Source organism: Fulvivirga sp. M361, assembly GCF_007097395.1.
Taxonomy (GTDB): Bacteria; Bacteroidota; Bacteroidia; order Cytophagales; family Cyclobacteriaceae; genus Fulvivirga.
In genome coordinates this window covers 91,854-117,323 of record NZ_VKDC01000020.1, presented here as the reverse complement: position 1 = coordinate 117,323, position 25,470 = coordinate 91,854, and the positions used below count along the sequence as shown (strand labels likewise).

Below are 25,470 nucleotides of genomic sequence, written 5' to 3'. Positions count from 1 at the left end.
TAAGAGGGCTCATTTTTCTACAAATTAATTGACTACTGCTATCTTGCCAATATAGGTTTCCTCTCCATTGTCATCAGCACTAAATATGAGATAAATGCCGCTTTCAGCTCTATTTCCATTATAATCCCGTACCTGCCAGGTAGCAGTTCCCCCTGCTGCCCTGGTTTTCCAGATAAGTTTACCACTGGCATCTGTGATCCTGATCTGTGCATCCCGGACCAAACCCGAAATACCTACCGTACCTTGAAAATCTTGTGTTACCGGATTAGGAAATACTTTTACATTCCTGTGTGTATTATCACCTCTTGTAGCGCCTTCACGGTAGGATAATATTCCTAAGGGTGTGGCTAAAAACACTTCGCCGGAAATAGGATCAATAGCTATGTCAAGAATCTCATCGGAAAGTAATGGACTATTGTCTTCTGTAAAATTGAGCAGCTGCTTATCAGCCTGTGGGTCGAAAAGCCAAATACCGCTTGTAGTGCCAATCCACTTACGATCTCCACCGTCAACAGCTATGGCCGTGATTTCTTCGTCCCGGAGTAAGGGTCTGTTTTCAAAGATAGGTTCAACGGCATCTACCTGTCCTGATATGGCTGAAAAGGTATCGGTAACAACAGAAACCCCTCTATTAGTCCCGATCCAAATGAACCCTTGACGATCTACCGCAAGCGCATTTACCGTATTACTAGCCAGGCTACCCTCACCTGCCGTTGAAGTCAATATTCTGCTCTCCCCGGAATTTTTATCTAATACAATTATACCCCCTCCTCTGTTAGGATCAACAATCATCCAAAGCTGAGTTTCACTTTCAACCATATCAATACAGAAACGAGATGGAAGCGTGTAAGAAGTCCACTGGTCATTATCCTGCCAAAAGTGTAATGGGGTATTTGCTCCATAATTCAATACCCATAAACCATTTTGTGCACCGGATATTGCCGGAACAATCAGGTTCTTGCCTGAGGTATTTGTATTGATCAGTGGGCTACCAGCAGTGTTTTCATCGATTATTTGAACATTGCCGTCATCATTTATTACCATTAGCCCAAAACCGGCAGAGGCTAAAACAATTCTGTTCAGCCGACGTTGATCCACTACATCAGTTACGTCATCAAATTCCGGTAGCTGATTGCCACTTGTATTGCTTTCCCAATCACCCTGGCTAAAAAGGTTATATCCTCCGTCTCTTCTTAAGGGGGTGATAACGGATGAGAAGCCACCAGGAACAGCAAATAGCTGTCCGCTCTGATAGTTCAGCTCAAATACATCATTGGAAAAAGGCCCTGCAGGCCGAAGAGATTGGAAGCTACCCTGAAAATCAGTTACCAAACCATTTAATTGATCCCCCACAAACAATTCACCGGTACTCTTTTTGAATGCATCCATAGGATTAGAAACAAGCTCATTGGCGAGGGATGTTAACCGGAGAGTGTTGTCAAGTTCAAATAGTTGTTCATTCGCAATGATCAAAGCACCGGTGGATAAAGTTCTGGCTTTTTTGAATACTGCATTTTCCAATGTAGTGATTTTAGTCCATTGACCACCGTAGATATATAGACCATTTCCGGATGCACCTGCTACCACCTGATTATCTAATCTGAAAATGACTTCAAAAGATATACCGGGTAGTCCATCTTCACTATCAAAAAGTTTCCAACCATTTGGATCTGCTAAGTTGACATTATTGGTAATGTTGGTTGCTAATACTCCATCCTCAGTCGCCAGAAACAATGAATCTCCCAATGTCACTCCCTGATATACTTTTACAGCTTCTCGTCCGGATCCAATTTCCCGTATGGTCTCACGTACTTCAAACCCATCAGCGCTTACCCTGAGTAAACCAAAATCTGTGATCAAAAAAATTGAATTACCAAATGTAAAGATCTGGTTAACGGATTTGGAACCATTGACCTGTGAGTCTGTGGTCAAATCAAGGTTAATAATTTCTGTATCCGTTATCACATCCAGGTTACCACTTCGGTAACCAACGTAGAGCTGTCCTCCATTATCATTATAGTGTAACGCCGATATATCCCCTTCCTGCAGTCCGTTTATTTTAGCGATCGTTGTCAGACTATTATCCTCACTATCGAAGACCATTATCCCTAAGGGTGATGAAGCAAATGTTTTGTTGCCTGCATCAGCCAGATTAATGATTGAATTGTAGGAAAAGTGAGTACGCCAGGTACCTATAGGAATATCCTGGCTTCCAGCTATATTACAAAACGCCAGACCTATTATTAAAGCGCAAAATTTTTTCACTTCTTTTTCCTTTGTTTTATACCTTCTATGAAACTACCACGGCTCCTGGCCTCGTATTTATGTTTTTCTCCCAGCATTACTTTGTCCTCGTTCTCAGTAAGCCGGTATGAAAACGAAGCCAGCTCACCACTTTGCGCACATATGGCATGTACTTTAGTTACAAATTCTGCTGTAGCCAGCAAGTTAGGCATTGGACCGAACGGTTTTCCTTCAAAGTCCATGTCTAACCCGGCAATGACCACTCTTTTTCCACTGTTAGCAAGTTTATTACAAACTTCTACTATGGTTTCATCGAAAAACTGGGCCTCATCTATCCCCACCACATCACATTCACCCGCCAATAATAGGATATCATGTGCAAAATCCACGGGGGTAGATCTTATTGATGTTTCATTATGAGATACAACGTCCACTTCATGATATCGTGTATCTACAGATGGCTTAAATATTTCTACTCGCTGTTTCGCTATAAGGGCCCGATTCAAACGGCGAATGAGTTCTTCCGTTTTTCCGGAAAACATACATCCGCAGATCACCTCTATCCAGCCGGTTTTCTTCGCCTTTCCAAAATTGGGTTCAACAAACATTTTTCAAAAATAAATAATCCGCACCGCTTCATCCACCTGACAAAAGCAAGTAATTACAGAGGTTAATATGAATAACTTATATGAGGTAATTTCGAACTATTCGGGACTTCAATTTCCAACTCCCCTTCTCCTAATTCTGCCTGACAACTCAGCCTTTCATTCTTTCGCAGTCGACCTAATTGACTGAATCTTTTTTCATGCAAATTGGGAGCATTCAGATTATTCATCCCCTTCAATATGATCGCCTTACAAGTGGTACATCGTCCTTTAGCACCACAAGCATGCATCCAATCTACCTGACTGTGTTGAAGGGCTGTCAAAATTGTTGTGTTACCTTCCGTTTTTACCTGAAGGTTGGACATATTTTTGACGATGATTTTGGGCATAATAAGTAACTTTAAAATCGAGATAACGTGAACCCCGATAAAGCTAGATTATATAACTGCATGGAGAACAGACTGAATCGCGAAGGTATAAAAAAATACAGTGAACGTTTCACACGCACTATTGCCAAAGCATACTTTAAAGATAAACAACAAATATCAGGACAGGAGATCCTGGAGTTGGAGCCCATTCGACAGATCAATCTTTTTGTCATTAAAAACCTGTTTAAGGAATGGCAAAAGGAAACCGGAAAACTAAAGAGTCAGTATTTCGATTATCAAAACACCGAGGTAAACGCTGCCTTAAAAGAATTTATGAATATTCTTTCAAGGCATATTTCAATAGATAAAAAGGACTTCATACCACTTTATCAAAGCGCTACTGAGGAAACAGTGTTGCTCATCTTTTCCCCCTATGATTTTTACACCCATATATTAAAACGTAATGATGATTCCATGAACATGGAAGACCTGAAAAGGGTGTTAAAATATGTGAAAGTTAATCGCCACCTGTGGCAGGCGCTGATTGAAAAGGTAGAAGAACAAAATATTGTTTCCATTGATCAAAATAATCTACCGCAATTACTGGATGATGTATTTGCCAGCATTGATGATACTCCTGAGGACATTGAAGAATACCTGCGCGAATTTACAGCTGTAGTACCTCTGACCGAAAATGATATCTATACGGAAGATAGTGGTATTTCCCCAACATCTATAGAATCAGAGTCTGTCGATGACCCAACTTCTGTGACCGATGTTGATACAGTGACCTGGGAAGTGGAGAACACTTCAAAAACACTTCATGATGAGCTGGCTGTAAAACAATCTACAACTATTGCCGACATTCATGCAAAGCAAAAGATCAGTAATATAAACGAAAACATCACACTGAATCAGCGGTTTATGTTCATCAACACCCTTTTTAATGGTGATGATTCCCTATTTAGTGAGGTCTTAAATGTACTGGAACAATTGCTGAGTTACCAGGAGGCCATTCAATATTTAGGTGATGAGTTTCCTAACTGGGATATGGAAGCGGAAGAGGTACAGGAATTTATAGAGATCATTGGAAAAAGATATTAAGACCCATAAGCATTTGGCACCAAAAGGGCCCTCACTTGGTCAATTAGTGAACCAGTACCTGGGTTCTATGTGCGTCAAGTTTCAGGAATATGAAAAGGAGCAGGGTGAATCCGAAAAACGATGACCCTCCATAACTGAACAAAGGCAACGGAATACCTATCACAGGAAAAAGGCCAATGGTCATCCCGATATTGATGGCAAAATGAAAGAAAAAAATACATGCCACTGTATATCCGTATACCCTGGCAAAGCGCCATTTTTGTCTTTCAGCCAGGAAGATCAATCGTAAGATTAACACCACGAATAACATTATGGTAATAAAGCTTCCTATCCAACCATGCTCTTCTCCTATTGTACAGAAAATAAAGTCCGTACTTTGTTCGGGTACAAAATCGAATTTTGTCTGTGTCCCCTTCAAAAATCCTTTTCCCCAAGGTCCCCCGCTGCCAATAGCAATCTTGGATTGGGTAACATTCCAGCCAAACCCCAAGGGATCGGAATCCGGGTTGATAAATGCTTTGATACGATTTTGCTGGTGTGGTTTAAGTACGTCGTTGATAACATAATCAACACTTCGTATCACCCCCGACACCACCAGAGCTCCGGCTATAATAAAAACAATGCGTTTTATTCGTTTCTTATTAAAGAAAATAGCTAGTGTCGCAGCTGACAGAATACCCATGTAAAGATAAACATGATTTTCCACCAGTAATGTAAGTACAAATATTATCGCTGAAAATGCTCCTACAATGAGTAGGACCGGTGACAATCCTTCGCGAAACAATACCAGAAGCAGTACTGCATAAACTATGGCAGTACCTGCGTCACCTTGTAGTACGATAAGAACAGCCGGAAGGCCTATGATGGCAAATGTTACCACCTGATCCATCACCTTGTCCATTCTAAAACCGGAGGTACCAATGTATTTGGCAAGTGCTAATCCAGTGGCAAATTTGGCCAATTCAGAAGGTTGAAGGCGGAAAGGACCCAACTCAAACCATGACCTCGAACCTGCTACCTCCCTACCAAAAAGCAATACCACAATCAATAAAAATATGATTACACCATATATGATATAGGCAAACGTATCGTAAAACCGAAAGTCCATTACCATAATGATTATGATTAGCAATACGGATGCCCCAATAAATATCAGTTGTTTACCACTATTCAATGAAAGGTCAAAAATATTCTGGTACGTGGTATCATCGTAGACAGCAGCGAAAATATTCAGCCACCCTAACAATGCGATCAGGAAAAAAAGCAGGACGGTCAGCCAGTCAAGGTTACCTGATATGTTATCAGCTCTGGTCAATACAGAAATTCTCCTCGTTTCACAAATTCTTCAATGTTAGGACGTTGTGTTTCTCCTATCAAGTACTTTTCTATCATCAGGCTGGCAATAGAAGCTGCCGCCCGTGCGCCTTGCCCTGCATCTTCTACATACACTGATACCGCTATCTTAGGGTTATCTTTTGGAGCAAATGCTATAAAAACAGAGTGATCCGGCAAAGGATCATTTTGGACAGTACCGGTTTTACCACAAACCTCAATATCCCTAAGTTTAGCTCTATACTGACCAGTTCCTGAACGAACTACTTCTGCCATAGCCTCAACAGCAATATCAAAGTGTTCAGGTGCTACCATGGTATAATGTTTCTCTTTATACTGAGGTAGAGGTTCTCCGGTTTGTCCAACCGATTTGACTAAATGAGGCGGATAATAATACCCTCTGTTAGCAACTATTGCTGCAAAATTCGCCATTTGGAGAGGGACCACGAGGTTCTCACCTTCGCCGATAGCAATAGAATAAATATTTGAATATTTCCATGGTCGATTATTATAAGCCCGATCATAATATGCCGTACTGGGCACCAAACCACTTTTTTCATTGGGAAGATCGATACCCAGTCGTGAACCCAGCCCGAAAGATCCAACATACTCGTGCCATTTTATCAACCCGATCCGTGTGTCTTCATAAGGATCTTCAGAAGCACCCCGGTTCACCACCCGTTTCATTACGTTATAGAAATAAGGGTTACAAGAGTTGGTAATAGCTCCCACCAATGTCTCTCCGGGGCCATGATAGTGACATTTCATTGGCACCATTACACAAGGTATATATGTATTCCTATTAATAATACCCTCGTTTAAGGCTACCAGCGACTGTATGATCTTAAAGATAGACCCCGGGCGATATTGAGCCATTAACGGTCTGTTGAACAATGGCTTTAGCGTATCACTGCTGATCCTTGAAAAATTCTCACTGTAGTTCCTGCCCGTGAGCAAGTTGGGATCATATGAAGGACCTGACACTATAGAAAGTATCTCTCCACTTGATGGCTCAATAGCCACAATACTACCTGATTTATTCTCAAGCAGGTATTCCCCGTATTTCTGTAGCTCGATATCAATAGTAGAAATTAAATTTTGACCTGGTACGGCAAGTGTATCATATTTACCATTCTCGAAGCTTCCTTTCTCAATACCTCTAACGTTTTTAAGCACGCGTTTCACTCCTCTTTTTCCTCTAAGCTGCTCTTCGTAGTATGCTTCTATGCCGCTTTGACCAATATAATCTCCTTGGTGGTAATACCTTAAAGTGTCCAGACTCAAACGTCTGGCACTGATCTCACTCACATAGCCAAGCGCATTTGCCATCACCGGAGAGGTATAAGCTCTGGTGGTTCTGACCTGGATACCGAATCCCGGGAAATCAACGAGAAAATCCTGTACTCTGGCCAAGTCTCTTTCCGATAACTGTTTTATGAGTACATTGGGTCTCACATAAGAAAATCCTTTCTTACGTCTAATACTTTGGTAGCTCTCTTTAAATTCATCCTTTGTTATTTCAAAAAGCTCACAAAACTTCAAAGTATCTAAACTGATAACCTCTTTAGGTGTAACTGTAAGATCAAATTGAGGGGTATTATAAACGAGCAATTTCCCATTGCGGTCATAAATCAACCCTCGGTACGGATACTCCACCACACTATGAATTACGTTACTCGAGGCCGCCTCTGCATAGGTTCCATCCAGTACTTGAATGGAAAACAATTTTCCCAGAAACAAAATAGCTACTGAAACAACTATCAGTTGGATGATATATTTCCTTGATTCATTCATCCTCTTCTTTTGTTATAAAAGAGATACTGCAGAGTGAATAGCAAAACAAAAGTAAAAAGTGTACTGGCAAATACCTTTGTTAAGGTAAATGTAAATAACCCAAAACCTGCTGCTTCAACATAAAAAAGCACCAAATGATGCATAAACACCATTGGCAGAGCATATGAACTGAACCATTGCCACCCATCTAATGAAAGTGAAGGAAGGGCACCTGTGTCATACCCCCCTTGAGGGGTAAGTAAGTTAATCCAGTAGTTTCTTAAAAACATTATTAAAACACATGCAGAAGCATGTATGCCAAGGCTATCGTAAAAAATATCAGCACCGATACCTGTGATAAACCCTAAAAAGAGTAACGGCAACAATCCTGTCTCTATCGGAAGAAGTAATAAAAAACCAATATATACGAAACAAAAGGCACGATCAAAAAGTACGAAATTTTTAACAACAAGCGCCTGAATTAGCAAGTAGGCAAAAAAAGAAAAAACTTGTATGATTATTCTCCCGCTCATTCTGTTGATACTTGTATGGAATCTAACTCTACTTTCAGGTTATTTTTGATAAGATAGACATGGGAAAGACTATTAAGGTCATTGGCCAATTCTATTTTTATGTCATAAAAAGGAGAGTCATCCGTAAGTTCGTAGTCTTTGATGATACCAACAGGCAGGTCCTGGGGAAATACAGCGTTATATCCTGATGTGACTATGGTATCTCCTTTCTCCAAGCTAATATGCCGGGATACATACCATACCCTGGCTTCATAAGGGTTCAGGCCATCCCACCTAACTGTACACAAATCGCCCGTACGACGTATTTTGGCAGATACAAGTACATCTTTATGAAGTATTGATGTAATCAGTGCAAAGTGAGTGGAAACGGTCTTCACTTTGCCTACTACGCCCAAGTGGTCTGTCACGGCCATACCTGGCTCAATGCCATCTGCTTTTCCCTTGTTAATGGTGATATAGTTTTCCAGTTGTCTGACAGAGTTCTTAATGACTTTGGCACTGATATAGTGGTACTGATTGATTATGTCAAAATCTTTGTTTTCTCTAACCTCAAGATTGTAAAAGTTCTGATTGAGCTGGCTCACCTGTTTTTTGAGCTGCGCATTTTCACGAGCAAGTTCAATATTTACCCGCTTAAGGCCGAAATAATCGGATATCCCTCTGGAGAATTGCATAACACCTCCTGCGTAACGATTGGATGAATTAAAAAATTTGGCCCCCTGGTACGGGTTATTATTAACAATAAGCCAAATACAAAATAATTCAAGGAACAGGAATGTTATAAAAGCCCGATATTGGAATAAAAACAGAAATAATCGTTGCATTTATGCCGTAAGTTGAACTAACCGTAAAAAATCAGGCAGACGCCCCCGCTAAGTCATCAGCACAGCCTTGAACGAATTCACATTCTTTAATGAATTACCAGTACCTCTGACCACAGCTCTTAATGGGTCTTCCGCTACATGAATTGGTAATTTTGTTTTTAAAGCAAGTCGTTTATCAAGCCCCCGAAGCAATGCTCCTCCACCTGTCAGATGTATTCCGTTATCATAGATATCTGCTGATAATTCAGGTGGTGATATTTCAAGTGCTTTAAGTACGGCTTCTTCAATTTTAGAAACCGATTTATCAAGTGCAAAAGCTATTTCAGAATATGAAATCTTAATAATTTTAGGAATACCTGTCATCAAGTCACGCCCACGAATTTCATAGTCTTCCGGCCCATCATCAAGTTCTGTGAGGGCTGAACCTACTTCTATTTTCACCTTCTCTGCGGAACGCTCTCCTATTAACAGATTATGCTGCCTCCGCATGTAATCAAGAATATCACGATTGAAAGTATCTCCGGCCACTCTTATAGACTGATCGCAAACTATTCCGGAGAGGGCGATCACGGCAATTTCCGTGGTTCCACCTCCTATATCCACAATCATTGAACCTACCGGCTGTTCAATATCAATACCTATACCTATAGCCGCTGCTATAGGCTCATGTATCATGTACACCTCCTTGGCCCCGGCATGTTCAGCCGAGTCACGTACTGCCCTTTTCTCAACTTCTGTAATGCCTGAAGGTATGCAAATCACCATTCTATGAGAAGCCGGGAAAAATTTATTTCCGCTGTCTATCATCTTTATCATTCCACGTATCATATGCTCTGCAGCGTGGAAATCAGCGATTACACCATCTTTTAAAGGCCTTATTGTTTTGATGTTTTCGTGGGTTTTTTCATGCATTTGCATGGCTTCCCTACCTATTGCCAATACCTTACTGGTATTCTTGTCGATGGCAATAATAGACGGTTCGTCTACAACAATTTTGTCTTTACTAATGATGAGGGTATTGGCAGTGCCAAGGTCTATAGCGATGTCACTGGAGAAAAAATCAAACAATCCCATGTTATGCTGTCAAAAAGTTTTGGGTTATGATCATTTGGAAATTTACAAATTAGTTTTTTTAATGAACCACCAAATAAAGTTTTTTTTAATGTTTGAAATGGCGTATTCCTGTAAATACCATAGCCATGTCATGTTTATCGCAAAAGTCAATCGAATCCTGATCCTTAATAGACCCACCTGGCTGGACCACTGATTTGATGCCTGCCCCACGTGCAATTTCTACACAATCAGGAAACGGAAAGAAGGCATCCGATGCCATTACTGCCCCTTCCAACTGAAAACCAAACTCTTTTGCTTTGGCAATTGCCTGCTTTAAAGCATCTACACGTGACGTTTGTCCCACTCCACTGGACAGAAGTTGACCGTCACGGGCAAGTACTATAGTATTTGATTTTGTATGCTTACACACTTTACTGGCAAATACAAGCGCACTTTTCTGATCAACAGAAGGAGCAACCTTCGTGACAGTTTTAAAATCACCTATGCTATCAGTTTCAAGGTCCCGGTCCTGCTCAATGACTCCATTAAGCAGGCTTTTAAACTGCTTTTGAGTTTTGAGCGATTGTGTTTGCCGAATTAATATGCGATTTTTCTTTTGTTTTAGTATTTCCAGAGCCTTTAGATCAAAATCAGGAGCTATCAATATCTCAAAAAACAACGAGCTCATTTCCTGCGCCGCTTCCTCGTCTATTGTTTTATTGGTGATCAATACCCCTCCAAAGGCTGAGACTGTATCAGCTGCCAAAGCTTTCTGGTAGGCTTCTTTTACATTTGACGCTGTAGCTACTCCACAGGCATTAGTATGTTTTAATATAGCAAATGCTGTTTCATCGAATTCATCCATAAGACTGACGGCTGCATCTACATCTACCAGGTTGTTATAAGAAAGTTCTTTCCCGTTCAGTTGCTCCAACATGTCAGCCAGGTTTCCATAATAAGCACCTTGCTGATGTGGGTTTTCTCCATAGCGAAGAGATTTTTTTTCACGAAGGCTATGCTTAAAACTGCCCACTTCTTCTGTTGGATTAAAATAGTTAAAAATGGCAGTATCGTAATGAGAGCTTATATCAAAAGCCTGAGCAGCAAAATGTCGTCTGTCCGAAAGCTCTGTTACCGCACCTTTTTCATCTAAAATAGTTTCCACCGCACTGTATTGTTCACGGGACGACACTATCCAAACATCCTTAAAATTCTTGGCTGCCGCTCGAATAAGGGATATACCACCAATATCAATTTTTTCAATGATATCTTCTTCCACCGCTCCGGAAGCGACTGTTTCCTCAAAAGGATACAGGTCTACAATTACAAGATCTATGGCAGGTATCTTAAATTCTTCCGCCTGCTTTTGGTCGTTTTCTAACTCGCGCCTATGAAGTATCCCTCCAAAAATTTTAGGATGCAGTGTTTTTACTCTACCACCAAATACGGAAGGATAACCGGTAAGTTCTTCTACCGGAGTAACAGATATGCCCAAATCTTCTATGAATTTTTGAGTACCACCCGTTGAAAAAATCTGCACCCCTTGTTTTGAAAGAAGTTTGACAATTGGCTCTAATCCATCTTTATAAAAAACAGAGATGAGGGCTGATTGAATTTTTTTTGATGACATAGTTAAGAAATGGGACTACCTCCCGGCAGCATATATTTGTCGTAATACTGAGTTTGTGTCGTGAAGAGACGATTATTTAAAATTAAGGCGCAAAGCTATGAATTTTTATGATATTTCATGATTAGTTCCTCAATCACTTCGGGATAGTGCTTGTACTCTAACTGATGAACTTTAGACGCAATGGTTTCAACAGTATCTTCAGCAATCAACTCACACTTACCTTGAAAAATTATCCGCCCTTCATCATAATTTTGATTCACATAGTGAATAGTAATGCCTGTTTCTTTTTCATCGGCAGCTTTCACCGCCCGATGCACATTTTCACCATACATACCTTTTCCTCCGTACTTTGGCAGCAGTGCAGGATGAATGTTAACAATGCGGTTAGGAAAGGCTTTAATGAGGTTGTCAGGAATTAACCAAAGAAACCCAGCTAATACAACCAAATCAACCTCGGCTTTTCGGAGCATATCAAGCACATGGTCAGACTGTAAGAAATCAACTTTGTTAAAGGTTATCGACGGTATATCCAGATTTTCAGCCCGTGTATGCACATATGCATCGGGTTTATTAGAAAGTATCAGGACAATTTTTATGTCTTGTCTGTTTTTGAAGTATTTCGCTATTTTTTCGGCATTGGTTCCGTTGCCTGATGCGAAAATGGCTATTTTGAAGGTAGTGCTATTCAAGTAAGACGATTTTAATCTATAGCTAATGATGGATTAGCTATAGATAATGTGTTGAAATTTCTACAAGGGCCAAAATTAAAAAGAAACTGTTATCAGGCACTTCTATGAGAAGAAATTACGCAGTTTTAAAAAAAAACCATACTGAATATCCCTATTAGCATGATCAGCTTACAATACTTACTTAATTGGTAATAATGTCGTACAGTGTCTGCTCTTTTTAACTTAAATGCGATAAATCCTAATGGGAACACCAGGCCTGAACAAAATAGGGTGAGTTCTGTACCGACAAAAGTGTATGCAAGAAAACACATCCCCATTAAGAACAAAATGGAAAAGATGTATAACATATTTTTTGTTTTACGTACACCGTACAAAACCGGTAATGTTTTGCAACCAAACGTAGCATCTCCTTTTACATCTTCTATGTCCTTAATAACTTCTCGTATAAGACTAAAAGAAAAGGCAAAAACAGCGAAAGCCAGTATCATGATATTGTGAGTGCCAAACAACACATCAACGATATAAACGGCCAATCCGGTGAGTGCAGCCACTACAAAATTGCCCACAAGAGGCATGCGTTTGAGTTGGTTTGAATACAACCATAAAAACCCTACAGCAAAAAGGTTGATAAAACCAATCTCAGGGGATAAAAGACCTCCCAATATTATTCCTAAACCGCTGATAACAACATGCGACACCATAGCCACCCTTCTTTTCATCATTTTACCTACGATAACACGTTGAGGTTTATTGATCAAGTCAATCTTGACATCATAATAGTCGTTAATTATATAACCTGCAGCAGCTATAAACACCGAAGAAAGGCAAAGTAAAAACAACTTGCTATGGGTCAGATAATAATAAGGCCCTTCTCCCGAGTCTACCAAAAACAATGCAGTAAAATACTGGGTAAAAACAATTATCAGCAAGTTCCAAAACCGGGTAATCTGTATAAACCCTGATAATGAAAAAGAGCTAATATTGGGACGAAACGAACTTACCATCAGGATCACGTTTGGTACAAAGGTATATTCTCATGGCAAGTATTACAAAACCTCTATCTGAACCTTTGAAGCACTTTGTTGAACGTTACATCACCTGATACAGCATCCGATAATATGCAGAACTAGAATTTTAACACAAGTGATAAAAGGAAATTCCGTGGTGCCTGCGGATAAAAGTAATTTTCCCGTACCTCGAATTCAGTTCCTCCAAAATAACCAAATGTGTATCCATTCGACGAGTATTGCTCACTTAAGATATTATTAATCAATAAATTAACCCCTAATTCCTTGGCTAATTTATTTTTAATTGAATAATTCAGTCTGAGATCATTTACAAAGTAAGCCTCCAGTTTACGCTCGTCATTAGAAGTATTATCCAAAAACTGGTCTCCCACATATTTTGTAAGTACCCCCATTTCAAAATTCTCAAAAAGGCTGTAGGTCAATTGTGAACCCGCAATAATATTTGGAGAAAAGGCTATGTCCGTATCTTGATAAACGTTCTCAATAACACTAAACTCATCGAAAGCCTCTCCGTAATCTATGAGTATCTCGGTGAAATCTCTAATTTTATTCCTACTTAAGGTCAAATTAGCATTCCATTGTATTTTATCAGACCATTTAATAGCTCCCTCCAGCTCAATTCCCACTCTATAGCTCTCACTGACATTCATTCTCAATGAAGACCCAACATCATTTACATCCCCTGTAAGAACCAATTGGTCTTCATAATCCATCAGATAAAAATTAGTTGAGAACTGTATTTTTTTTGTCAAAAATCTGTAGCCAATTTCCCGGTTCTTCATTTTCTCTCTTTTAGGAGGGACCTGAGAGTCTACAAAGTCTGACCTAACAGGTTCTCTGTTGCCTATGCTATAAGAACTGTAGATCGTACCCTTGTTAAAACGATATGTGAAACCTACTTTAGGGTTAAAAAAATCGTAATCCTGAGAAACAGAAAGCGCTCTTAAATCGTTATCGATTCCATCTATTTTGTAATCAATATTGCGATATTGAAGGTCCATAAAAACATTAAGAGGCTTAGAAAATTGATGGCTGATTTTCAAAAAGCTATTGAAATCTGTCTTAGTCCCCAGGTTATCATAATACCGGTTTCCAATGAATGTGTTTTGACCAAATTCAGCCCAGATAATTTCTCCAAAATGAGCACCATCGTATTCATTGTATGCCCCTCCAAGGGTAACATTCCAATTATGCGGACTATAATTCAAGGAATAAGTTAATCCGTAAAAATGATTATCCAACCATCTTCTCCTTATAAAATCAGACTCTTCTATCAGCTCATTGCCGATAGTAAGGTTAGGTAACCGATAGTCAGAGAAGCTGTCATCTTCTCGGAACTGCTCAAAAAACCCCCGACCATAAGTGTAGTGCAATGCCACATTACCCACCATATTCCCTGTAATTTGTTGAGAAATGTGAAGTTGATAATGATCTTGTTGATAGTTATCTACTTCATTATCATAAAGATACCAGTTAAACGTACGTCCCGCTGTTCGCATGTTATCTGCTTGCTCGTTTGAAAGACTGTTATTAGCTATTACGGCCTCTATGCCTTCACTGTCATTTTCCAGTACGGCCTCAGGTGTACCATACCAAGCCTGATAGGTACGTTCTTCACCTCCAAAAATAATCGCTTTGATCAGTGTATTTTTTCCGTAGTATCCTCCGGACAGATAATAACTCTGCAAATCAGAAGTTGCACGGTCTATATAACCGTCAGAGGCTATTTTTGAAAGCCTTCCATCAAAAGTCCATTGATCATCTATTAATCCACTCCCAAAGCTCACGGTATGGCGCCTCGTATTATATGACCCAACTGCATTGATGATATCTGAATAGGCTTTTTCTTTGCGGGCATTAGTCTGTAGATTAACGGTAGCTCCAAAAGCACCTGCGCCATTTGTACTTGTACCTACACCACGCTGAACCTGAATACTTTCGGTAGACGAAGCCAAATCCGGCGTATTAACCCAAAATACACCTTGTGACTCGCTGTCATTAATGGGAATGCCATTAATAGTTACATTGATTCTGGTAGCATCGGATCCTCTAATACGTAATCCGGTATATCCTACACCCGCTCCTGCATCGGAGGTAGTGACCAATGATGGCATAAAATTCAACAGAAAAGGCAGGTCCTGCCCAAAATCCTGCTTACTAATCTGCTCCTTATTCAATGTGGTAAATGTAATTGGACTGTTTTCATCTGCACGCGTAGCACTGACAATTACTTCATCCGCCAAATATGGTTCTGAGGATAATGGAACCTCACCTAAATTCATGTCACCTAAAACCTGTACTACTTTATCTAGTGATGTGTAACCAACAAAACTGAATTTTAATGTATAATTACCAGAAGTAGCTACAACGATCTGAAATAGTCCATCAAGATCAGATGAACTCGCACTTGTAGCGCCATCCAGGGTCACATTGGCTCCTGGCAGAGGTTCACTTGTAGCACTATCTATTACCTTTCCTGTAATTTGATATTGCCCGAAAGCAGCCGTACCAATAAACAACATTACCGTTGCTAATTTCAAAATTTTCATTTTCGTAATCGTTCATGTCAGGCCCTACCGGGGAAAGCCCCCGAATAAATTAACATACCATTCCTACGCCAGCATTACCTGGATCAGGTTACAGTTACTCAGATTAGAACTATGGGTATACTCTCAGCCTTATCTTACACCATCTCAGATGGTAAGGCACCCCCTTAGATGCAAATTAACTACAAACTCTGGTAAAACAGCGGCACACTGTCTCAAAACAGGTACTTCCATTTAGAAGATCACAATTTGGCACTTAGTGGAAAGCGGTTATATTTGAGTATAACCTTTCAGATATGTATAAAGTAACGACTAGGAACAAACAAGTTGAGGTAAACTTCAAAGACGGAGCTGTCACACTGGACGGGACTCTATTTGACTGGGATATTTCACAAATAGATGATTCACAATTCCATGTGATCAAGGATGACAGGTCCTACACTATGGAAGTGATCAAGATAGATTATGAAAGTAAGATGGTAGTACTGAGCGTTAACGGAAAAAAGTATGAGATTTCTGTCAAAGACAAGCTTGATGTATTACTGGAAAAGTTGGGTATGGATAAAGTAGCCGGATCGGAGCTAAACGAAATTAAGGCACCCATGCCAGGGCTTATATTGGCTATTAATGTTAAAGAAGGAGATCTGGTTAAGAAAGGTGACCCTCTGCTGATATTAGAAGCTATGAAGATGGAAAATGTTATAAAAGCCCCCGGGGATGGTGAAGTGAAGCAAATCAAAGCTAAAGTGGCAGATAGTGTAGAGAAAAATGAAGTAATCATTCAATTTTGACAGAGTGTGATCCTGATTATTTCAACAACCCTTCTATATTTGTGGAATTTCATATTAAACATTCTCCCATTCAATGAAGTATAGTCGCATTCTTCTCAAACTAAGTGGTGAATCACTTATGGGGTCCGGTCAGTATGGCATAGACCCTAAACGACTCAAACAATATACGGATGAAATACGCACTGTAAAAGAAGCAGGAGTGGAAATCGCCATCGTCATAGGCGGTGGTAATATCTTCCGGGGCATTCAGGCTGAGGGTGCCGGTATAGAGCGTGTACAAGGCGACTATATGGGTATGTTAGCTACGGTTATCAATGGAATGGCCCTTCAAAGTGCGCTGGAAGGTGCTGGTCTTTATACCAGGCTAATGTCAGGGATAAAAATGGAGCAGGTTTGCGAGCCCTTTATACGGCGCAGAGCCATACGGCACCTTGAAAAGGGAAGGATCGTAATTTTTGGTGCAGGTATAGGAAACCCCTATTTCACTACAGATTCTACGGCTAGTTTAAGAGCTATTGAAGTACAGGCAGATGTCGTGTTAAAAGGAACCCGCGTCGATGGTGTGTATACTGCCGACCCCGAAAAGGAACCTACAGCCACCCGCTATGATGAACTATCATTTCAGGAAGCTTATGAAAAAAATCTGAACATCATGGACATGACGGCTTTCACTTTATGCCAGGAAAATAATTTGCCGATCATTGTTTTCGACATGAACAAACCCGGAAACCTGGCAAATATCATACATGGTGAAACGGCCGGCACATTAATAAAGTAAAGTATTTAGCCTAATTTTAGTTTTCACAATTATTTAGAGATGGAAGAAATTAAAATGTACCTGGATGAGGCCAAGGATTTGATGGGTAAAGCCATTGGCCATTTAAGTAGTGAATTGCTTAAGATCAGAGCTGGGAAAGCTTCTCCCAATATGCTGGATAGCATTATGGTAGATTATTATGGTAGTCCTACTCCTCTAAATCAAACCGCTTCCATCACTACGCCGGATGCCAGGTCAATCATGATAAAACCATGGGAAAAAAGCCTTATAAATGAAATAGAAAAGGCCATTATCAATAGCGACCTTGGACTGAATCCACAGAATGATGGTGAGCAGGTGATCGTTAATGTACCCATACTCACCGAAGAACGCAGACAAGCCTTGGTAAAACAAGTGAAGCATGAAGGTGAGCTCGGCAAAATCAGCATTCGAAATGCCCGTAAAGAAACTAATGACGGTCTCAAACAGCTTCAGAAAGAAGGCGCTTCAGAAGACGAAGTAAAAAGGGCTGAAGATCAAGTGCAAAGTCTTACTGATGAACACACAAAAAAGATCGACGAGATACTAAGCAAGAAGGAAGAAGAAATTATGACAGTGTGAGTCTATCGGCACACGAGGTTAAGCGATAAAAAGATAAAGGCTGTTTTTTAAAAACAGCCTTTATCTTTTGACTACAATTTTTTCAATTTTAACCCATCAAATTACCTTAGCCAGGTTAAGCAAGCTACTGCTCATCAATAATTTCCTGGATTCTGCTTCTTTTCTATTTATAATAAATTTTAGCTTTCCTCCTTCTACATAAAAGGTGATGATTGAGCCCTTGGCCGCAAGCTCTTGCGTTTCACTTATAATCATGGTACTGGTGCCACTACTAGCCTCCTTGATTGTTTGAAAAAGCTTGGCCTGATCAGCTGGTATGAACACAATGTGACAGCCTTTGACGGAACTTGCATTTGCTATTTTCTTCACAGTAGCATCCCTTCCTTTTGACTTTATAAGAGCTTGCAACTCGGTTAAAACCCTCGAATTCCCTACTACACCTATGACAAAACTGTCATTCCCCTCAGGCCACTGTACATACTCCATAAACTTGGTCATGAACAAAGCCTGGTATTTTGATACATCCTGAGCCGTCGCATTACTCACTGATATGAGCATCATAAGACTACCCAACAGGATGGTACAATATATTCTCCTGAATAACATATACCTTGCTCTTAAAATGTGAATACAACTCCGGCTCCAAAGACATTCTCGTCATCGGTATCCCCACTTTGATTCATATAGTTCACCTTTAACAAACCTGTCTCGAGGAAATAATAGTTAAAGCCTACAGTCACTCTATCGATAGAAGTATTTTCCAGGGAAAAACTGTCGTATCGTAAAACCGGCTCAAACTTATTTACCTTGTAGGCAGCCGTTACGAAAAAGCCATTCATATCTTCCTCTTCAATCTCTTCACCATCTCTTTCTTCAAGCAATGTACTGTGGAATTCAGCGGAGAGGTGCAGCTTACCATTGTCGTAACCTGTGGAAATACCAAATACATTGGCATTAAGCTGGTCTGCACTGTCGTACTTACTGGTGTGATAAGATAAAGAAGCAAACAGGTCTTTCTTGTACTCAATGCCTATTTGACCACCGATACCTTTATTTTGGTTGTTATCAGTGACTTCGCCGCCTTCTACAAGCTCTCTCAATTCACCTTCTTCTTCCTCTTCTTCTTCCTCACCTTCTCCGGGAGTCGCAAGCCCATTCACTATGTAAACCCCATAATAAGGCCTTAAGTCACTATCATTGTCACCAAATTTTCCTCTTAATTGTAGCCCTACACTGGACCACTTATCAGGTGAAACTAATGCTGTAAGTGGTGAACCTATTCCTCGGTTCAAGTACGCAAAACCATTGTATTCATTGAAATCACTTGTAGGTAATAAAAACTTACCTACTCTTAAAACTGCTCTTGGATCAAATTCATAATCCAGAAATGCGTATTCTATTTCTACTTCAGTAAAACTAAAACCTACATTAAATTCAGTGGTAATCCGCTTTGAAAGCTCTGCCGAAACAAATAGATTTATTTCACTTTGATCAAAAGAGCTCTCATCTTCAGTCGCTATAAACTCATTGTTAGCAAAACCATTCAGACTAACAAAACTGGCTATTTTTGAAAGGGCCGTACCATAAGTCCCTACACCACCACGATCAAAAAGAATCTGTTTTTCCTCTTCAATCGTCACATCAAACTCATCTTGCTCCTGGGCATACGAAGCAGCAATGGCCAGAAAGTAGCTCAATACTGCAAATAACATTTTCTTTTCCATAATCTTTGTTTTAATGATTGTGACACAAAGATGATGGATTCGTTATGCCCTTACAATCAGGTGATTATCGTAAAATCTTCTCCCATTAAGGGCGGATGAAACATTAAGTAATTCAACTTACCTTCCGTAGCACGCTATAATGCCTATTACATTTAGCACAGAGTTGTAAAAAATGTCTTACAATGGGTTTAGGGATACGATAAACGGAATAATAACATCAAAAAATCGGTAAGTAATTGTACCTAAACAAGTAGTTCATAAATTAAGGTCTTACTCGAAATCTTGCATCCATGGTTCTTGGTCAAAACAAGATAATAGACCAATTTTGAGGCCGGCATATTCACTTTAGAATGGTATACTCAGAATATTTCATCCAGGTTAGTCGCTATACCTATTCTTACACCAAAGTCCTTGTATTTACCATTTTCAAATGAGGTGACTGCCTCCACCCGAAATACACGCAAGATATAGTTAATGCCATAACCTATTTCAGTGTAGTTATTTGAACGATCTGTAGCAAGATAGTTCAGAAAAAAACTTTCCCTGACCCCGGAAAGCCTTACCAATGGCATACGTGTGATAAGAAATTTTCTAAATTGATAGTGTGCACTTCCTGAAAGGTATTCATTACTGGTACTGAACCTGTAATAATCCAATAGCCTGAAGCTTCCCACAGGATCAGTAGTGGAGAAAGGAGTCTGATTACCCAAAAAATGTTTGTAATCCATAAAGAACAAGTTGTCATCGTTCAAAAACTTTCCCGTTTTCAATGAGACATCAACCAGGCCACGAATACCTATTTTAAAAGTATGTCTGTACACCAGTTCCAACAGATCAAAATCGACAGCGCTATTAAAAACAGAAGATATCCCCTTCTTGTAATACAATCGAAATAATGGAGAAGAATTTTGTATCTCATATTTTTTTCCATTTCTAATCCCAAACTTCAGCCATGGTCGATACTCCAGCGAACTACTTACCGTAAAAGCATCATGAGATGGGAATGACGTGTCCGGAAGTTCTTCACTGACCGGAGCATTAGCGGTAAACCCTTCCCCTGATCTATCTATAAATCTGTAACGCGTACCATTGAACAACTCACTTCTATGGGCTAATTCTGGTGATATTGTTAATCTTAGCCGACTCCCAAGGTCTTGTTTGTAGATTAGCGAAAAGTAATCCTTTTCATAGACCTTCATATAATTGCGCTCCAAAAAGAGTGTCATTATTGTGTTGACTGCAACATGAATGGGTTCATCGGCATTAAACTGACTGATATACCTTCCTGCTTCTAGTTTTAAACTTGACCTACCAGACCGTTTTCCAAAATCATAGCGAACATCAGCAAATCCATCAAACTGATCTCGCTCAAAAATATATCGTCCTGTGGTTCCAATCCGAAGCCAGCTCCGGTTTTTATCATTCATCGTCTTTGTAAATGACAACCTTGTCTTTATATCAAACCCATCCACTGTATTAAACCAACCCGACAAACCATGCAACTTCAGGTGAGTTTTATCGGCCAACTTGTAAGTATTACCAAAAATCGGGTCAAAAATACGTGCGCCCTTATTTCTACCTGTTTTCAGCGTATCGCCCTCCTCCAGCTTACGCTCGGCGGCTGAAATACTGTCCGTCTTAGCATAGCCTAATACTTCCAACTTAGTTAATGGCACCGGACGTATATCCGCCCAGTAAATCGAATCACTATTATGTGCGGTTGAATCCACCTCAAACGAACGGTTCTCTATAACTTGTGGCTCCTTTGACTGCTTAAGCTCCGCTTTTTCATATTCTCTCACGAGTTTTCGCAGTTGCTTTCGGGTAACTTCTTTTCCTGAGGAAAGCATCTCCTGCAACTCCGTGGTTTCACTATCTTTAAACTGGCCTTGAAGCTGTTCAGCCTGTTCTATTTCCAGCTTTTCGTCAATTATCTCAAACTCAACATCCAGTTCAGGGTTTGTTTCTACCTGGTAGTCACTTACAGTAGCAAGGTATTTAGCCTCAAATTTAAAACCCAGTATCTTGCCATCCACATTAAAGTCGTGAGTTACAGGCAGCCATACTTTTTCCACTACAGGTTCATAAATCTGTTTTATGTCAATATCAACACCAAGTGTAGTAGTTTTTAAATCCAGGCTATATATACTCCAGTAGTCTTCTACTATTTCAAGAACTCCTTCAAAAACCTGGTCGCCACGAGAACGCGGCACTACCCTGATGCGACTCACGGCATAGCCTCTGTCCGTATATGTACCATCATATATGAACCTGTAATATGAAAATGCTTTAGGGGATAATGGAGATATGGCATTTCCTATTTCGGGTTCATAAAAAGACCCATAAACATATCCATTAGGTTCCCCATTCTGATCTTCTCCACTGCTACGAATAGAGATTACCTTTTCATTGTAGGTATTAGGTCGAATATATTCTACTTCGCTTACAGACTCTGAGATAAAAACACGGTCTTTATCAATACCTTCTTTTTCAAGTTTTTTTCGTATGAAAAACGGGGCATCTATTAGCTGCCCCGTACCTTTTATATATACTTTGGCGGTATAACGGTCCACTTGCTGCGTGTGGAACTTACTTTTAGCAATGGCTTTCCGCATGATTGTATAAGCAGGGTCTTCCTTACCCGCCCTGACTTCTACATCCTTCAGTACGACCACTTGCGTACTAAGCAGAACATCTAAATCAATCCACTGATTTGAGACTTCTAAAGTCTTTGTTAAGGAACCAAAACCGATATACTGAAATACCAGTGTATACTTACCCGGGTCCAGTGCGATCTCGTAATACCCTTCTGCATTGGAAGCAGTACCAGTTCCCAGTTCTTGTACATAAACAGTGGCAAATGCAAGTAGCTGATCATCATCACTTTTGATAGTACCTCGAACTCCAGAGGCATAAATCACAGAACAAGAAACAAAACAGAAAAAAAAGGTTGTCCACCTAATCATAGACATTCAAAATTTATGCTTTATTGATATAAATTGATTTTAGAAATAGTATTTCTTTGACTGGATCATTTCAGCAACGCTGTCGTGTACGAGATATTTAATAGAAAGGCCCTTTTTAATGCATTTTCTAATGAATGTAGCTGATATGTCGATCATCGGTGCATCTACCATTTTCACGTTAGGATGCGAAAAAAGATCGGAAGGTTGCACATCGGGCCGTGGGTATACGTATAGCTGATAGTTTTCAAGTATGAAGTGCGAGTTTTTCCACTTAGGAAAACTTTTAAGATTGTCTTCTCCAATAATTAGACTAAACTTTTTGTCCGGGTACTTTTCAAATAAATAGGTAAGTGTATCTACCGTATAGCTGGGTTTGGGCATATTAAATTCAACATCCGATGCCTTCAGGCTATAGTTATCATAGATCGCAGCATTTACCATGTCGAGGCGATCAAATTCATGTAACAAAGAAGCACTCTTCTTAAAAGGGTTTTGAGGGGAAACGACAAACCACACCTGATCCAGGTCTGTGGTTTCCGCCATAATGTTAGCTATGATGAGATGGCCTGAGTGAATAGGATTAAACGAGCCAAAAAACAAGCCAATATTCATATTAATGCAGCTTCAAAATAGGGAATAATGAATTAGTTGAAACCCAACGCCAGGCCAACTTTATAGTTAGTGGTATGTGTCACGGAACGATAATTACCATGTTCCAAACTTGAAGCTACTTCACCTTCGTCCATATTCCTGTAATCAGACCGGGAGCCACTGTTAAATGTAGCGCCTATGTCAAGGTAGAAAGGAGTAGACCAGGCCTCATTTTTTATGATCTGTCCGATATCCAATAGAGCACCCACACCTAATGCGGTATTAAAAGCTGTACCATGAAAATCGAATGAATCATCATACAGATGAGTCTCAGTCTGTGCTGTTCTGGAACTAAAAAAAGTAGTAAGTCCAACACGAGCTTCTATATATGTGGTGATGGTTTTATAACCAAATGGTAAATAACGGCCTACAAGGTGATACTTCATGAAGCAATCTTCTTCATAGACGGGTATGAACGTTCCGGGACGGCCTTCTGCAAGAAGTTCATAATCGTATTCTTTTGCGGAATACATAGCTATTCCATACTCCAGCCCATATTGAAATTTTTTGTCTTCGGGAGCCCAGAAAAAATTGATGGATACGCCCAGCGGGTTACGGGTTATATTATCTCTAAAGTGTTTTACCGCGCCAAAAGAATTAAAATTTAAACCTATAACCTTAGGTGTTTGGGCAACCACTCCATTCATTGACATTACAGCTAAGGTGGCAAGCAGATATCTCATAACTAAATATACTTATTTTACTGCTGTAAAGAAAGTTACTCCTGTATTGCAAAATTATCAATCAGACGTTCAGCCTTCAGTAGTGATTGGTCCAGTTCTTCATTTAACAGCGTAACATCAAACTTATCTTCAAAGCCCATTTCAAATTTTGCCTTAAAAACTCGTTGTGATAAACTACTTTCAGATTCTGTATTTCTGTCTGTCAGCCTGCATTTCAATTCTTCAAGTGATGGAACTTTTACAAAAATAGCCAGGGCCTTATCTCCAAAATAGTTTTTCAGATTTAACCCGCCTTTTACATCCACATCAAAAATAACATGCTTACCTTCTGCCCAAATACGCTCGATCTCAGACTTAAGGGTACCATAAAAATTACCGGCATATACCTCCTCCCATTCTATAAATTCATTATGATCAATTTTAGATCTAAATTCTTCCGGGGTAAGAAAGTAATAGTCTTTGCCATTCTCTTCCGTACGTCCTCGTTTATCCCTGGTACTGGCAGATATAGAAAATCCCAAATCACTACGTGTATTAAGCAGGTGCCTGACAATAGTAGTTTTCCCTGACCCTGACGGGGCAGAAAATATAAAAGCTTTACCGCTGTGCATATTATTCGGTGCTCGTGTTGTTCAGCACCTTAGCGCGAATAGTTTCCACTAATCCATTAGGTACTCTTCTATCCGCACATTTCTCTCTGATCATCTTTTTAATAGCCACATCAATATTATATTTCTCATAGCATGGCATACAATTCTTTAGATGTTCATTGAAATGTTTGTATTGTCCAGGGCTCGCCTCCTGATCAAGTACCAAATTAAGGAGTTCGAGACAATCTCCGCTAAGTTTCCCATTGCACGGATTATTGTCATCGAATGGGTGAGTAGAGTTTAATCCCATATATTACCTATTTTCTGTAACCTCTTGTCAACGCGTAACCTTGAAGCCTGTCTTTCAATAGATTTCTGGCTCTATGCAATCTGGACCTTACCGTACCAATAGGTATATCCAGTATTTTAGCCATTTCATCGTACTTAAAACCTTCAAGGTCACAAAGTATAATCACCGTTCGAAAATCTACTTCCAAAGCATTTAGTGCATTGGATATCTCGTCTCCGATCATATCCTGCACTGTTTCCACCCTCAGGTCAGTAGTAATAACCTCATCTACTTCATCAGAGTTATAAACAGCTTCTACCTCCTGGTAATCTACCTTCGAAGGTTGTTTGCTCTTTTTTCTGAAGTCGTTAATGAAGCTATTCTTCAATATCCGAAACAACCAAGCCTTGGCATTAGTTCCTTGCTCAAATGATTCTATGAACCGGTAAGCCTTTAGAAAGGTATCCTGCACCAGGTCTTTTGAATCATCCTCGTCAAAAGTCAAACGATATGCAAAATTATACATAGAGTCGACATGAGGAAGAAACTCTGACTCAAAAATCAGTTCTTTCTCTTTTTTTGGGTACTTTTTCCGAGGAAGGTTAGACATTTGGTTCAAAAAATAGTAATATTTTTAGTTTTTAGTTCGTCAGACTATCTGACTTCCTG

At 39.8% G+C, this 25,470-nt stretch carries 24 protein-coding genes and 1 riboswitch; of the genes, 4 read left to right on the top strand and 20 right to left on the bottom strand.

Features of this window, described 5'->3' with window-relative positions:
• Positions 1 to 24: 24 nt before the first annotated feature.
• The 3 genes from FNH22_RS20515 to FNH22_RS20505 form a co-directional block, all read right to left on the bottom strand.
• Positions 25 to 2,265 (bottom strand): two-component regulator propeller domain-containing protein, encoded by a 2,241-nt coding sequence (locus tag FNH22_RS20515; protein WP_143400311.1) that lies wholly within the window; start codon positions 2,263 to 2,265, stop codon positions 25 to 27.
• The gene (locus FNH22_RS20510; RefSeq protein ID WP_143400310.1) at positions 2,262 to 2,852 is read right to left on the bottom strand and encodes a thymidine kinase; all 591 of its coding nucleotides are present in this window, start codon (positions 2,850 to 2,852) and stop codon (positions 2,262 to 2,264) included. The genes FNH22_RS20515 and FNH22_RS20510 overlap by 4 nt, the downstream gene beginning before the upstream one ends.
• 62 nt (positions 2,853 to 2,914) lie before the next feature.
• Positions 2,915 to 3,238: a 2Fe-2S iron-sulfur cluster-binding protein gene (locus FNH22_RS20505; protein ID WP_143400309.1), complete on the bottom strand. Its 324-nt coding sequence runs from the start codon at positions 3,236 to 3,238 to the stop codon at positions 2,915 to 2,917.
• Between the two features lie 60 nt (positions 3,239 to 3,298).
• Between FNH22_RS20505 and FNH22_RS20500 the strand changes: the two genes are divergently transcribed.
• Positions 3,299 to 4,321, top strand: coding sequence for a hypothetical protein (locus FNH22_RS20500; protein ID WP_143400308.1), 1,023 nt, complete (start codon positions 3,299 to 3,301; stop codon positions 4,319 to 4,321).
• A gap of 43 nt (positions 4,322 to 4,364) precedes the next feature.
• Here the strand turns inward: FNH22_RS20500 and rodA are convergent, their stop codons facing one another.
• The 9 genes from rodA to FNH22_RS20455 all read right to left on the bottom strand — a co-directional run bounded on the left by rodA (position 4,365) and on the right by FNH22_RS20455 (position 15,732).
• A complete protein-coding gene (rodA, locus tag FNH22_RS20495) occupies positions 4,365 to 5,636 on the bottom strand; it encodes a rod shape-determining protein RodA (RefSeq protein ID WP_143400307.1) in 1,272 nt (423 codons plus the stop codon).
• A complete protein-coding gene (gene mrdA / locus FNH22_RS20490; RefSeq protein WP_143400306.1) occupies positions 5,633 to 7,447 on the bottom strand; it encodes a penicillin-binding protein 2 in 1,815 nt (604 codons plus the stop codon). The genes rodA and mrdA overlap by 4 nt, the downstream gene beginning before the upstream one ends.
• Entirely contained in the window at positions 7,444 to 7,959 is a 516-nt protein-coding gene (locus tag FNH22_RS20485; protein ID WP_255518116.1) for a Rod shape-determining protein MreD, read from the bottom strand. Before FNH22_RS20485 ends, mrdA begins: the two co-directional genes overlap by 4 nt.
• Positions 7,956 to 8,783 carry a rod shape-determining protein MreC gene (gene mreC, locus FNH22_RS20480; RefSeq protein ID WP_143400305.1) on the bottom strand — a complete coding sequence of 276 codons (828 nt, stop codon included), beginning with the start codon at positions 8,781 to 8,783 and terminating at the stop codon, positions 7,956 to 7,958. Before mreC ends, FNH22_RS20485 begins: the two co-directional genes overlap by 4 nt.
• 48 nt (positions 8,784 to 8,831) lie before the next feature.
• Positions 8,832 to 9,857 (bottom strand): rod shape-determining protein, encoded by a 1,026-nt coding sequence (locus tag FNH22_RS20475; protein WP_143400304.1) that lies wholly within the window; start codon positions 9,855 to 9,857, stop codon positions 8,832 to 8,834.
• A gap of 85 nt (positions 9,858 to 9,942) precedes the next feature.
• On the bottom strand, positions 9,943 to 11,466 hold the full coding sequence (gene purH / locus FNH22_RS20470; protein WP_143400303.1) for a bifunctional phosphoribosylaminoimidazolecarboxamide formyltransferase/IMP cyclohydrolase: 1,524 nt from the start codon (positions 11,464 to 11,466) through the stop codon (positions 9,943 to 9,945).
• Positions 11,467 to 11,561: 95 nt separating this feature from the next.
• A complete protein-coding gene (gene purN / locus FNH22_RS20465) occupies positions 11,562 to 12,155 on the bottom strand; it encodes a phosphoribosylglycinamide formyltransferase (RefSeq protein WP_143400302.1) in 594 nt (197 codons plus the stop codon).
• Between the two features lie 125 nt (positions 12,156 to 12,280).
• Positions 12,281 to 13,159, bottom strand: coding sequence for a geranylgeranylglycerol-phosphate geranylgeranyltransferase (locus FNH22_RS20460; protein WP_255518115.1), 879 nt, complete (start codon positions 13,157 to 13,159; stop codon positions 12,281 to 12,283).
• Positions 13,160 to 13,281: 122 nt separating this feature from the next.
• On the bottom strand, positions 13,282 to 15,732 hold the full coding sequence (locus FNH22_RS20455) for a TonB-dependent receptor (RefSeq protein WP_143400301.1): 2,451 nt from the start codon (positions 15,730 to 15,732) through the stop codon (positions 13,282 to 13,284).
• Positions 15,733 to 15,775: 43 nt separating this feature from the next.
• Positions 15,776 to 15,906: riboswitch (TPP riboswitch) on the bottom strand.
• Between the two features lie 119 nt (positions 15,907 to 16,025).
• Here FNH22_RS20455 and FNH22_RS20450 point away from each other — a divergent pair.
• The 3 genes from FNH22_RS20450 (at position 16,026) to frr (ending at position 17,898) form a co-directional block, all read left to right on the top strand.
• Positions 16,026 to 16,520 (top strand): biotin/lipoyl-containing protein, encoded by a 495-nt coding sequence (locus FNH22_RS20450; protein WP_143400300.1) that lies wholly within the window; start codon positions 16,026 to 16,028, stop codon positions 16,518 to 16,520.
• Positions 16,521 to 16,593: 73 nt separating this feature from the next.
• On the top strand, positions 16,594 to 17,298 hold the full coding sequence (gene pyrH, locus FNH22_RS20445) for a UMP kinase (protein ID WP_143400299.1): 705 nt from the start codon (positions 16,594 to 16,596) through the stop codon (positions 17,296 to 17,298).
• A gap of 39 nt (positions 17,299 to 17,337) precedes the next feature.
• Positions 17,338 to 17,898 (top strand): ribosome recycling factor, encoded by a 561-nt coding sequence (frr, locus tag FNH22_RS20440; protein ID WP_143400298.1) that lies wholly within the window; start codon positions 17,338 to 17,340, stop codon positions 17,896 to 17,898.
• A 96-nt stretch (positions 17,899 to 17,994) separates the two neighbouring features.
• On the opposite strand, the gene FNH22_RS20435 is transcribed toward frr, so the two are convergent.
• From FNH22_RS20435 to FNH22_RS20400, 8 genes are all read right to left on the bottom strand, one after another.
• Positions 17,995 to 18,504 carry a YfiR family protein gene (locus FNH22_RS20435; RefSeq protein WP_143400297.1) on the bottom strand — a complete coding sequence of 170 codons (510 nt, stop codon included), beginning with the start codon at positions 18,502 to 18,504 and terminating at the stop codon, positions 17,995 to 17,997.
• An 11-nt stretch (positions 18,505 to 18,515) separates the two neighbouring features.
• Positions 18,516 to 19,622, bottom strand: a complete 1,107-nt coding sequence (locus FNH22_RS20430) for a hypothetical protein (RefSeq protein WP_143400296.1) — start codon at positions 19,620 to 19,622, stop codon at positions 18,516 to 18,518.
• A gap of 359 nt (positions 19,623 to 19,981) precedes the next feature.
• Entirely contained in the window at positions 19,982 to 22,588 is a 2,607-nt protein-coding gene (locus FNH22_RS20425; protein ID WP_185154327.1) for a DUF5686 and carboxypeptidase regulatory-like domain-containing protein, read from the bottom strand.
• Positions 22,589 to 22,627: 39 nt separating this feature from the next.
• Positions 22,628 to 23,200: a nicotinate (nicotinamide) nucleotide adenylyltransferase gene (gene nadD, locus FNH22_RS20420; protein WP_143400294.1), complete on the bottom strand. Its 573-nt coding sequence runs from the start codon at positions 23,198 to 23,200 to the stop codon at positions 22,628 to 22,630.
• Between the two features lie 32 nt (positions 23,201 to 23,232).
• Entirely contained in the window at positions 23,233 to 23,922 is a 690-nt protein-coding gene (locus tag FNH22_RS20415) for a hypothetical protein (protein WP_143400293.1), read from the bottom strand.
• A 35-nt stretch (positions 23,923 to 23,957) separates the two neighbouring features.
• Positions 23,958 to 24,533 carry a guanylate kinase gene (gmk, locus tag FNH22_RS20410; RefSeq protein ID WP_143400292.1) on the bottom strand — a complete coding sequence of 192 codons (576 nt, stop codon included), beginning with the start codon at positions 24,531 to 24,533 and terminating at the stop codon, positions 23,958 to 23,960.
• Position 24,534: 1 nt separating this feature from the next.
• Positions 24,535 to 24,822 (bottom strand): hypothetical protein, encoded by a 288-nt coding sequence (locus FNH22_RS20405; RefSeq protein WP_143400291.1) that lies wholly within the window; start codon positions 24,820 to 24,822, stop codon positions 24,535 to 24,537.
• Positions 24,823 to 24,829: 7 nt separating this feature from the next.
• Positions 24,830 to 25,411: a sigma-70 family RNA polymerase sigma factor gene (locus FNH22_RS20400; protein WP_143400290.1), complete on the bottom strand. Its 582-nt coding sequence runs from the start codon at positions 25,409 to 25,411 to the stop codon at positions 24,830 to 24,832.
• Between the last annotated feature and the right edge of the window lie 59 nt (positions 25,412 to 25,470).

Excerpts from the sequence above, each read along its gene's own strand:
- FNH22_RS20510 (WP_143400310.1), bottom strand. The coding sequence starts at position 2,852 with ATGTTTGTTGAACCCAATTTTGGAAAGGCGAAGAAAACCGGCTGGATA.
- FNH22_RS20505 (WP_143400309.1), bottom strand. The coding sequence starts at position 3,238 with ATGCCCAAAATCATCGTCAAAAATATGTCCAACCTTCAGGTAAAAACG.
- FNH22_RS20500 (WP_143400308.1), top strand. The coding sequence starts at position 3,299 with ATGGAGAACAGACTGAATCGCGAAGGTATAAAAAAATACAGTGAACGT.
- mrdA (WP_143400306.1), bottom strand. The coding sequence starts at position 7,447 with ATGAATGAATCAAGGAAATATATCATCCAACTGATAGTTGTTTCAGTA.
- FNH22_RS20485 (WP_255518116.1), bottom strand. The coding sequence starts at position 7,959 with ATGAGCGGGAGAATAATCATACAAGTTTTTTCTTTTTTTGCCTACTTG.
- mreC (WP_143400305.1), bottom strand. The coding sequence starts at position 8,783 with ATGCAACGATTATTTCTGTTTTTATTCCAATATCGGGCTTTTATAACA.
- FNH22_RS20475 (WP_143400304.1), bottom strand. The coding sequence starts at position 9,857 with ATGGGATTGTTTGATTTTTTCTCCAGTGACATCGCTATAGACCTTGGC.
- purH (WP_143400303.1), bottom strand. The coding sequence starts at position 11,466 with ATGTCATCAAAAAAAATTCAATCAGCCCTCATCTCTGTTTTTTATAAA.
- FNH22_RS20460 (WP_255518115.1), bottom strand. The coding sequence starts at position 13,159 with ATGGTAAGTTCGTTTCGTCCCAATATTAGCTCTTTTTCATTATCAGGG.
- FNH22_RS20455 (WP_143400301.1), bottom strand. The coding sequence starts at position 15,732 with ATGAAAATTTTGAAATTAGCAACGGTAATGTTGTTTATTGGTACGGCT.
- FNH22_RS20450 (WP_143400300.1), top strand. The coding sequence starts at position 16,026 with ATGTATAAAGTAACGACTAGGAACAAACAAGTTGAGGTAAACTTCAAA.
- pyrH (WP_143400299.1), top strand. The coding sequence starts at position 16,594 with ATGAAGTATAGTCGCATTCTTCTCAAACTAAGTGGTGAATCACTTATG.
- frr (WP_143400298.1), top strand. The coding sequence starts at position 17,338 with ATGGAAGAAATTAAAATGTACCTGGATGAGGCCAAGGATTTGATGGGT.
- FNH22_RS20435 (WP_143400297.1), bottom strand. The coding sequence starts at position 18,504 with ATGTTATTCAGGAGAATATATTGTACCATCCTGTTGGGTAGTCTTATG.
- FNH22_RS20430 (WP_143400296.1), bottom strand. The coding sequence starts at position 19,622 with ATGGAAAAGAAAATGTTATTTGCAGTATTGAGCTACTTTCTGGCCATT.
- FNH22_RS20425 (WP_185154327.1), bottom strand. The coding sequence starts at position 22,588 with ATGATTAGGTGGACAACCTTTTTTTTCTGTTTTGTTTCTTGTTCTGTG.
- nadD (WP_143400294.1), bottom strand. The coding sequence starts at position 23,200 with ATGAATATTGGCTTGTTTTTTGGCTCGTTTAATCCTATTCACTCAGGC.
- FNH22_RS20415 (WP_143400293.1), bottom strand. The coding sequence starts at position 23,922 with ATGAGATATCTGCTTGCCACCTTAGCTGTAATGTCAATGAATGGAGTG.
- gmk (WP_143400292.1), bottom strand. The coding sequence starts at position 24,533 with ATGCACAGCGGTAAAGCTTTTATATTTTCTGCCCCGTCAGGGTCAGGG.
- FNH22_RS20405 (WP_143400291.1), bottom strand. The coding sequence starts at position 24,822 with ATGGGATTAAACTCTACTCACCCATTCGATGACAATAATCCGTGCAAT.
- FNH22_RS20400 (WP_143400290.1), bottom strand. The coding sequence starts at position 25,411 with ATGTCTAACCTTCCTCGGAAAAAGTACCCAAAAAAAGAGAAAGAACTG.